The organism is Enterococcus termitis (assembly GCF_001730305.1).
In the GTDB taxonomy this organism is placed as follows: domain Bacteria; phylum Bacillota; class Bacilli; order Lactobacillales; family Enterococcaceae; genus Enterococcus_L; species Enterococcus_L termitis.
Map to the genome: position 1 here is coordinate 1 of NZ_MIJY01000020.1, position 10356 is coordinate 10356.

Below are 10356 nucleotides of genomic sequence, written 5' to 3' on the forward strand. Positions count from 1 at the left end.
TCATTCCAACTGTCAAATCATTAGTTGTAACCTACTAACCTTCAGTAAGTCCTCACTTTTCGTGTTATACACTTATAGTGAAACGTGTCGCACCATCAATATCTTCAATTTCGGTATCTAAAGCTTTGATGTTGCCGCCCACTTCTTTCATTTCTGCAATTTTAGCTGTTGCATCTTCTTTATTGCGTTTTAGTTGAGCAATTTCAGCTGAAACATCATTTCGATATTTTTTTAATTCCTCTGATTTTACCAATAAATGCCGGCGACTTTCATCTAAGCGCAAGAATTCCACCAAGATTTCTTCTTTTACGCCACGGGTTTTTAATTTTGCCTGAACATCATCAAAGTTTTGACGAATCATTTTTACATCTAACATATTTATTCCTCCTTAATATAAAAGTCACAACATTTTTTTGCTATACCTTGTATCCAGTCTTACGTACAACGAGAAATCACTAGTCACAGATGACTATACCGTATTTTGTGATATGTTTAAGTATAACGGGGTGTTTAGTCCGCACTAGTCCGCGAATTAGGTGGTATTGCAGTAAAATAAAAAGCCACTTCATCCCCAGAAAAATATTCTTGGGACGAAATGACTTGAATTTCGCGGTACCACCCAAGTTCAGCTAGACTGCTGCCCTTGTAATGCAGATAACGGCTGCTGCCGATTCAACTTATTTCGTTGAATGCATCTATAAGAGACGGACTTCTTTATAGTAGAATATTTGCTCTCACCACCGCAAACTCTCTTAAATTCAAAACTATAAATACTTTTTCTCTTTGCTTGTCATTAGGATACAAAACTTTCATTTGAATGTCAACCATAGTTATGACTGTTGCTTAGCGAATAATACCTATTAGGGTAATATCAATTGTTTAAAATGTATGATAAAATGATGAGTAATTAACAAGATAATCAAGATAGATATAATCAGGAGGATGAGTGGTGAATAAGCCGAGAAGGAGAGTGTGGATTCAGCTGAGTCTGCTATTAACGGTTGTTTTTGTAATAATCAGCCTTTATTTTTTTATGCTGTTGTCTATGAATAAAAATTATCTAGGGATCAGTGCAAGAAAAGAAGGAGCTAGCTGGGTCATAAAAAAGATACAAGTGAATGGTGCAGCTAATTCTAGTGGCATCAAGATAGGAGATAAGCTAGAAAAAATTGATGGTCAGCCAGCGGGGGATAATCGTGTACTCAATAAATGGTTGATCGTGGAACAAGCAGATACCATCGCTATTTCACGAGAAGGTAAGATGCACTTCATTACGTTTACTAAGAATAAGTTGAATGTTGAATCCTATTGCACTTTTTTTGTTATAGGTTTTATATACCTTATTATTTTAATTGGCTTATCTAGAAAGCAGTTGAAAAATAAACGTTCAAGGCAATTTTACCGATTTAGTGTGCTGTCCATTTTTTCCTTATTAGCAGTTGTTCCGTCTAGTATGGGTAATTACCTTGGCAGACTGATTATTGTTTTTGCAATTTCAGCTTTTCCAGGCTATGTCTATATTTTTTTAAATAAATCGTCCTCAATTAATAGTTATAGAATAAGGCTGCTGCAAGTAATTGTGCTGATTGGTCTGGTCAATGTTTCTTTGATAAGCTTAGCGTATTTTATACAATTACCTAGTTTTTTTTCTGAGTATCTATCTACGGGTGTTTTCTATGTTCTAGGACTGATCTTGTTCAGTCTGTTTGCAAGCGAATTATTTAAGGGATTTTCTTCTTATAAAGAGAAAAAAGAAGGCACACGGATAGATCTATCATTGATTAGTTTATTAAGCTTTGTTCCATTGTTCCTATTTTATATTTTGCCAACAGGTTGGGTTGCGCCGTTTTATTTGGTTGTCTTATTTATTGTTTTACCAGCATTTGGTATCGCTCATTTACTGATTCTATCTCGTTTTTTACGCTACAATTACAAAATGAATCAATCTGTTTTATATTTCATCTTGGCTTTTATTTTGTCAGCTACGATAACAATCATTTCTTTGCTGGGGCGATATGTTCCGTTACTTGTGTTAATGCTGTATGTTTTCTTTTTAATCTATTCTTTTTTCCCATTGATTGGTGAGATGATATTGACTGTAAAAAGAAAAAAAGATTATAGTGATCCAGTTGCTTTGTTTGTGGCTGTTGAGGATGAGAGAGAAAATATCTCTACCTTTATTCACGATACAGTGATTCAAGATGTTATCTATTTGATGAAAACAGCAGAAGAAAAAGAAGAAAATATATCAAAAGAGACGATTATTCAAGAGCTGGATGAATTAATCTTTCATTTAAGAGAGCTATGTTCAGATATTTATCCATTGATGATCCAAGAGATGGGATTGACAAATACAATCGCATCAATGATCGATCAAACTGTGAAACAACATACAGTAAATATTTCGTACACGATAGATAAGAAAGTAGAGAATTTCCCAGTAAAAATAAATAATTTTATTTTACGATCGTTAAAGGAGTTCATTAATAACAGTATTTTACATGGAAAAGCCGATGAAATCACATTAACGATTTCTTATAAGGAAAATAATTGTTTTTTTGAAGTAGTAGACAATGGCAACTATACCCAGAAAAAAAATGATGGTCGAGTACATTTTGGTTTATCGTTGATAAAAGAGAAATTGACGCTTCTTGGTGGAGAATTACACGTAGATATAAGCGGACAAACGACGATTACGATGATGCTTCCTTATAATCAGGCAGGAGGAGAGAGAAGATGAACATTAGAATGGCATTAATCGACGATCATCAACTTGTATTGGAAGGGTTGCGAAATAAGTTAGCAACTATTCCAGAATTTGATATAGTTGGCGCATATACGACGGTAGAGGAATTCTTGATTTGTATTAAATATAAAGAGATAGATATTATTGTGATGGATCTTATGTTAGATGGTATTCATGGCTTTGATCTGGTAAAGAAAATTCAAGCGATTGCTAATAGTAAAGCGCGAATCATTTTGATTTCAGGTTTTTACGAAGAGATGCTTCATAAGCGTGCATTGGAGTTAGGGATAAAAGCCTTTTTAAGAAAAGAGACAAGTTATGAAGAACTCATTAGTACGATCATCAATGTCCATCAAGGGAATATGGTAGTGCCAGATTTCCTCATTTCGGTTGAGGACAATCCTATTTTGAGTGAAATAGAATTAAAGGTCATTAATTTAGTTGCCAATGAGTATACTAATGAAAAAATAGCGAAGGAACTGTATATCAGTAGACGGACGGTGGAAACACATGTGACGAATATATGTAGAAAGCTTAGCGTTAATAGTCGAATTGGTGCTGTCAGAGAGGCACTCAGATTGAACTTGGTCCAGTAAAATGAGGAATCCCGCAAGAAAACATTCGGAAAATACGGATGTTTTCTTGCGGTTTTTTTTTTATGATAAATAGATCAAAAGGAAATGAGGAAAAAAGATGGTTGTTGATGAGATATTAGGGGCTTTTGAAACACGGTATTTTGGTGCTGGACACAAAAATACAGAATATTCTTTAGTAGAGGGCGTAGAAACAAATGGTTCCGGCTCTGAATTAGTTGTTGTTGCACAAATAAACCAATCCTGCAGTTGGTCAGTGAAAGACGGAGAAAGTCAAAAGCCGCATTTAAGTACGGTCGATGGACTGATTTTAGCTGTTTTGGCTGCAGAAAGTTATCTATGTAAGTACCATCCAGAGATAAACTTAGAAGACTTGTACTTATCTTCTTTTGAAATCAAAGCAGGTGTTGTACCTGTTGAAGATTTGAGACGAATTCCTATGAATATTGAAAAAGTAATCATTCACGAAGAGAGCCAGAGATTTACTGTTTTTATTTTAGGGATGAGAATAAGTGTTGAACTAAGAGCAATCAAAGTGGCAGCAGCACACAAACATAATAAAGAGCAGGCAGTTAATTATATGGCTGACCACTTAAAACATGTACGCCATGATATTCAAAATATTGATATCTACAATGGAAAAGAAATGATGTGTGAAGTAACTAGAGCTACAAGTTGTAAGCTTGCTTATTCAGGTATAGGAAGTAAAGTATCAAAGGCAATGTCTTTAATTGAGTGGTTGATTATTTTTTCGCAAATGAGTCAAATCGTAGCATATAACTTTGATGATATTGAAAGAAAATATAGTGATACTTTTTGGATGCGTTTAGCGAAAGCCGAAATGGATGAACCCATGTCATATTCTGCAGAACAAATTTTAGTTTCTGGCGGAATCAATAAGACACAAATTATTTCAATGAATAATGAAAATTGGCGCACATTTAATATGGCTGGGGAAACAGCAGATAGCAATGTTCGATTTACTGGAAAACTAGCACATAAAGTTCCGAATAAGGAAACTGGCGGGAGTGAGGCACATGTATAAGGATGAGATTAGATTAGTGATTTCAGGAACGTATTCCACAGGGAAAACAACAACGACGACAGCTTTGTCTATAGCAACAGGGATTCCTTTGATCAACGCTTTATCGGCACGAGAAATATTGACAGATCTCTATCCAGGGCGTCGTTTTCAGGATATGAATGCAACAGAATTAATGGCATTGGGTCTTAAAAGAATGGAAGAAAGAATTCGAGAAGAAGTAGTATTATATCAAAAAACGGGTAGCTTTATTTCAGATGGTTCAGTATTGAATGAATGGATATATGGAACTGTACGGATGAAAGTAGGCATCAATCCAGGGGCAACGTTTACGCATAGATTGGCGAAAGCTGTCTTAGGACTACCAGCTCGTAGCTTCTTTAGAAAATACTTAGATGCATATGGACAAGTTGCCAATCAGCATGCAAAAGAGTGGTATACAGATGCAGTTCATTTGCCGATCGAATTTGATATGGATCCGGATGGGCATCGTCCTGTTTCAGAGAAGTATCGTGTATTGTCAGATCAAGAATTGAGAACAGCATTTATAGATATCGGTTTAGAGCCAAAAATTATCACCGGCAAACAAGTAGAGCGGGTTCAACAAATTGTTGAATCCTACAATCTTCCGATAGTTGTCCCGATAGAAGAAGCTGTTCAACTCGCAGAAAAAAAGATTCAGGGAAACCGAGAAATGGTTGCTCAGAGAATTATTGAACAATATTCTGAACCAGATTTTAAAGAAAAAGTGTCGATTTTGACAAAATATTAGGAGGATACCATGATAGAATTCAAAAATGTCAGTAAAGAATACGATGTAGGAACACAAAAAGTAAAAGCGTTGGATAATATTAATTTCACTATCGAAAAAGGACAATTTACAGTTATTTTAGGTCCTTCGGGGTCTGGGAAAAGTACTATGTTGAATTTATTAGGTGGAATGGATCGTGCTTCGCGGGGACAATTTTCATTTGCTGGGCGGGATATAACTAATTTAAATGACTTCGAGCTATCTGTTTACCGTAGGGATGTAGTGGGTTTTGTCTTTCAATTTTATAATTTGATCCCTAGTTTGACTGCATATGAAAATATTGCGATTGCAGGACAACTGACAGGAAACAAAAAGAATGCTGAAAAATATTTAAAACAGGTTGGCTTGAGTCATAGAAAAAACAATTTTCCTGGACAAATGTCTGGTGGAGAAATGCAGCGTGTATCTATTGCGAGAGCATTAGCGAAATCACCGGAATTATTGTTGTGTGATGAACCCACAGGTGCTCTTGATTCGGAAACAGGAATAAAAATCATGGAGATTCTGAGAGACGCAGCGAATGATTCCAATACTGCTGTAGTTATGGTAACGCATAATGCAGAGTTTGCTAGTATTGCACATAAAGTCATTCGGCTTCATGATGGCAAAGTTTTATCTATTGAAGAAAATATGCAGCCAATTGACGTTCAGGAGGTTCAGCTATAGTGACCTTTTTGAATTTGAAGTTGAGACGAGATATTTTTAAAAATTGGACCCAGTTTTTTTCAGTATTTTTAATGTCATTTTTGAGTGTTTTAGTTTTTGTTGGTTTACAAGGTGCGTGGGGTGGTCTTGAAAAAAGTTTAGATACTTTTACAAAAGGTGCAAACTTAGCAGACTCATGGGTGTATAGTACTGGCTTTACAAAAGAGGACACCGAAAAAATCCGTGCTGTTTCTGGTGTAAAAAAAGTTGTGGAAAAGACACGAATCCAAGTAACGGATGAACGAGATGATGAGCAAGAAAAATACTTATCTTTAGATACATATTCAAAGGCTAACTTATCCACTCCTTTTGTGACAGAAGGGAAAGCTCTACCTAGTGACGATGATGAAGGTGTCTGGATTAATAAGGAGTATGCATCAGAAAATGATATCGCAGTGGGAGATATCATTGAGTTAACATTCAGAAAACAAAAATCGTCGTTGGAAGTAAAAGGTCTTATCCAATCGCCAGAACGAATTTATTACACGGGAACACAAGAATTTATTGCTCCTAATTATTCAAATTATGGCTATGGGGTTATTACAACGAAAGCATTACAGGAAAAATTCCATTATAAGGAACTTCCTAATGTGGTTGAGATGACTAGCGCTGATAATGATTTGCGTAAGGATGTTGAAGATGTTTTAGGAAAGAGGTTTATTGCCTACTACAATCAAGAGACGTTAAATGAAGTTGCTAATGCGTTGGATCGTGTCGGACAAATTCGAAACTTATCCTATATGTTTTCATTTCTTTTTATTTTACTTGCAATTTTAGCAATGTATACAACAATTAGACGATTGATCGAATCGCAGACAAAGGAAATTGCTGTTTTAAAAGCACTGGGTTTTTCAAATAAAAGCATTGGATTTCATTATGCTAGTTTTGGATTGCTAATCGGTGGAGGAGGAGCACTTTTAGGGGCGTTGGTATCTCCGCTTTTGTCATGGTTCGTTTTGAGTACACAAAAAGATATGTTTTCAATTCCAGAATGGACGATTTCTTATAATTATACGTCTCTTGTTGTTGGCTTGCTTGTGATTTCTACATGTGTTCTATCTGCTTTCCTAGCTTCAAGAGAAGCAAGATTAGGTTTACCAGTGTTGTTTCTTCGCGGTGGCGGTACAAAAAAAATCCATGCTATTATGTTGGAGAAATTTCCGTTATTATGGGAAAGATTTAGTTTTGAAAATAGGTGGGCACTTCGAGATGGTTCCATCAACAAAGTGAGGATGTTGATGGGGATTATTGGTGTTGCTGGTGGAATGATGTTGCTTACGGCCGGTTTTGGTATGCCAGAATCAATCAATCATTTAGTAGATAAGGCATATAATGAAGACTTTACTTATGACAGAAGACTGGATGCAACAAATTTTGAAGCATTAAAAAAAGAAGTTGATGGACAAAGTGTTCAATTATTGCCGGCGAGATTTACACCAGATGATGGTTATAATCGATTATTAATTATCATTGATGAAGGTTCGTTTGTAAATATGAAGACGCAAGATGGTAAAGAGGTATCTGAGGATGGAATCTACCTGACCAATGGGTTTGCAGACAAAGCAAATCTAAAAATAGGAGATGACATCAGAGTCCGTCCCTCTTTGGATGATAAAGCATATGAGTTTGAAATCAAAGGAATCATTATCAGTGAAACGAATCAAGGTGCATACGTTATGCAGAGCACGTGGGAAAATGCTGGAGGTGTCTTTTCACCTCATACATTGCTTGTAGGAGCAGACCAAACTGTAGAAAATAGTGCTACTGTAGATTCTGTAATTAAAATTGCCGATCAAAAAGATAATGCATATGAATTTGTTGCAAGTTTGACAAGCATCTTTATGATGATTATTGCTTTCGCCATATTACTGGTTATAGTGGTCTTGTATAATTTAGGTACATTGAATTTCGTTGAAAGAACAAGGGATTATGCAACGCTAAGAGTTCTAGGGTTTCATAAAAAAGAGCTGAAAAAAATTACTATGATTGAGAATCTACTTACGACAACAGTTGGTTGGCTTCTGGGTATTCCTTTGGGGCTATGGTTTTTGGACCAGTATGTAAAAACATTCTCTACAATTCACTTAGAATATACTTCTTATATAAGTATTCCCAATTTATTTTTAGCGTCTCTTGTGGTTTGGCTGTGCTCTTTAACAACTACCTTCTTCATAGGACGAAGAATACAAAAACTTGATATGGTAGAGTCATTAAAAAGTGTGGATTAAAACTTAAAAAATTTAGAGGTATAGACAGCACCAATCTGGTGTATCTATACCTCTTTTCTAAATGAAGACTATGATTTTTTCAATAAATTTCTTTTGAGAGGCAAATGGATAATAAAGGATGTCCACTTATTATCAGAGGTTGCGTAAATATAACCGCCATGCAATGCAATAATACTTTGTGCAATTGCTAAACCTAAGCCTGTACCGCCAGTTTCTTGTGAGCGTGACTCTTCCACACGATAGAAGCGGTCGAACAATTGGTCCAATGATTTCTTTGGAATTGGTGGTCCATCGTTTCTTACGGCAATCACAACTTCTGTACCAACTTTTTCTACGTCGATCACAATTTTTTTGCCGCCTTTACCATATTTTAATGCATTTGATAGTAGATTGTTGAAAACCCGAACCAATTTTTCAGTATCTCCGTCCATTTTAATCGAAGCCGGATTAGCATTCACTTGAATCGACATTTTATTCTTATCTGCTTCAAGTTCAAAATCAGCAGCAAGTTGTTCGATCAGTTGAGTCATATCGAAATTGATGCTATTGATTGGAACGGAAGGCTGTCGTACTTTGGTGTACTCAAAAAGATCATCAACCAGTAATTTCATTTGTTTGGCTTTAACATAAGCAGTATGTGTATATTTCAATAGATCTTCTTCATTGTGAAACTGTCGATCTTCAATCAATCCTAAATAACCTATAATAGAAGTTAAAGGAGTTCTAATGTCATGGCTGACATTTGTAATCAGCTCATCTTTGGATTTTTCTATTTTACGCTCATCTTCAATTGCGGCTACCGTACTATCAACTAAACCATTGATGCTAGTAACAACTTTGGCTAAATCGCCACTTAGCTCAAAAGGAATCCGATGATCGTAATTTCCATCAGCGATAAAATGAAGCTCACTGATAATATGACGAAGCTGCATTTGGCGATATCGTCGAATCAAGCGCCAGTATAAGACACCAACATCTACTATAAAGAAGAGTGGAACGACAAATTTACTCAAACTCCAAAAAAGATCTGTATTCAGCTCTTTTGCAAAAGCCCCTTTAGTTGTCCAAATAATTCCCTGTAGTGATTGACTACCACTCAAAAGAACAGTAATCGATACATTTAATAGAAGTAATAGGATAATTGTTACTATTCCTTCAGCCAATAATTCGCTGATTTCTTTTGATGTTAAGGTGATTCGTTTTTGCTTTTCGATTTTCTTTTGTCTAACGAGCATCTATTTTATATCCAACTCCCCAAACTGTTTGAATGACTTTTTCTCCACCAGTTGCTTCTTCAATCTTGTCTCTCAAATGACTGACATGGACCATTACAGTTTTTGCCGATACAACACTTTCTTGCTGCCACACACGTTCAAAAATCTCATCTGCACTAAATACACGATTTGGGTAACTGGCTAGTAAATACAAAATACCAAATTCCAGAGCAGTTAATTGAATTTCTTTACCGTCAACTGTCTTAACCTCATGAGAATCTTTATTTATGATCAAAGAGCCTACTTCTAATATATCCGGCTCATCGGCTTTAAGTTGCATTTGGCTGCGTCGCAAAATTGATTTAACACGAGCCATAACTTCTAGTGGATTAAATGGTTTTGTTACATAATCATCTGCTCCGGCAACTAAACCTTTGATTTTATCCATATCTGTCGTCTTAGCTGTCAGCATGATAATCGGAATTTGAGATTCCTTTCGCAATTCTTTAACGACTTGCATACCATCCATAATAGGCATCATGATATCTAGAATCAATAAGTCGATATCGGAGATCGTCCTAATTTTAGATAAAGCTTCTTTCCCGTCATAGGCTTTTACCACTTCATATCCTTCATTATGAATATAAATACTTAATAGTTCTACGATCTCTTTATCATCATCCGCAACCAAAATTTTCATATTATTGTTTCCTCCATATATATAATAGAATTCCTCTTCTATTATTCTAACAAAAAAAGAACAAAATTGACAAAAACAAGGAGAAGTTACAGGAAATTTAGAATCCATTACGAAAACTTAAGAAATCAACTAAAAAAAGAGATATTTCCACCTAAAAACGAACGATAAAGAACAAAAGTAATAAAACAATCGGTAACGAAAAAAACTTCAAAAAAATTGCAATTTTTGATTGACCTACGCGATGAAACTTGGTATATTATTACTTGTCGCAAGGCACCAAACAAAATAGCCGAAACGACCAAAATAGAATAACATTT

At 35.4% G+C, this 10356-nt stretch carries 8 protein-coding genes, 1 pseudogene and 1 other annotated feature; of the genes and pseudogenes, 6 read left to right on the top strand and 3 right to left on the bottom strand.

Translation table 11 applies throughout. The features are described from left to right. Window positions 1-94 precede the first annotated feature (94 nt). Window positions 95-376, bottom strand: a pseudogene (locus BCR25_RS10265) (serine--tRNA ligase); the annotation flags it as partial. Window positions 377-583: 207 nt separating this feature from the next. After that, window positions 584-796: a binding site (T-box leader), on the bottom strand. 153 nt (window positions 797-949) lie between these two features. On the opposite strand from BCR25_RS10265, the gene BCR25_RS10270 reads away from it, so the two are divergent. The 6 genes from BCR25_RS10270 (at window position 950) to BCR25_RS10295 (ending at window position 8125) form a co-directional block, all read left to right on the top strand. After that, the gene (locus tag BCR25_RS10270) at window positions 950-2740 is read left to right on the top strand and encodes an ATP-binding protein (RefSeq protein ID WP_139124569.1); all 1791 of its coding nucleotides are present in this window, start codon (window positions 950-952) and stop codon (window positions 2738-2740) included. Then, a complete protein-coding gene (locus BCR25_RS10275; protein WP_069663522.1) occupies window positions 2737-3342 on the top strand; it encodes a response regulator transcription factor in 606 nt (201 codons plus the stop codon). The genes BCR25_RS10270 and BCR25_RS10275 overlap by 4 nt, the downstream gene beginning before the upstream one ends. A gap of 97 nt (window positions 3343-3439) precedes the next feature. Next, on the top strand, window positions 3440-4384 hold the full coding sequence (locus BCR25_RS10280; protein WP_069663523.1) for an AvrD family protein: 945 nt from the start codon (window positions 3440-3442) through the stop codon (window positions 4382-4384). Beyond that, the gene (locus tag BCR25_RS10285) at window positions 4377-5153 is read left to right on the top strand and encodes an AAA family ATPase (protein WP_069663524.1); all 777 of its coding nucleotides are present in this window, start codon (window positions 4377-4379) and stop codon (window positions 5151-5153) included. The genes BCR25_RS10280 and BCR25_RS10285 overlap by 8 nt, the downstream gene beginning before the upstream one ends. Before the next feature lie 9 nt (window positions 5154-5162). After that, a complete protein-coding gene (locus BCR25_RS10290; protein ID WP_069663525.1) occupies window positions 5163-5858 on the top strand; it encodes an ABC transporter ATP-binding protein in 696 nt (231 codons plus the stop codon). After that, window positions 5858-8125: an ABC transporter permease gene (locus BCR25_RS10295; RefSeq protein WP_069663526.1), complete on the top strand. Its 2268-nt coding sequence runs from the start codon at window positions 5858-5860 to the stop codon at window positions 8123-8125. The genes BCR25_RS10290 and BCR25_RS10295 overlap by 1 nt, the downstream gene beginning before the upstream one ends. Before the next feature lie 68 nt (window positions 8126-8193). Here the strand turns inward: BCR25_RS10295 and croS are convergent, their stop codons facing one another. Together croS and croR are read right to left on the bottom strand one after the other, a co-directional pair. Next, window positions 8194-9360, bottom strand: coding sequence for a sensor histidine kinase CroS (croS, locus tag BCR25_RS10300; RefSeq protein WP_069663527.1), 1167 nt, complete (start codon window positions 9358-9360; stop codon window positions 8194-8196). Next, the gene (croR, locus tag BCR25_RS10305; RefSeq protein ID WP_069663528.1) at window positions 9350-10039 is read right to left on the bottom strand and encodes a response regulator transcription factor CroR; all 690 of its coding nucleotides are present in this window, start codon (window positions 10037-10039) and stop codon (window positions 9350-9352) included. Before croR ends, croS begins: the two co-directional genes overlap by 11 nt. Window positions 10040-10356 lie beyond the last annotated feature (317 nt).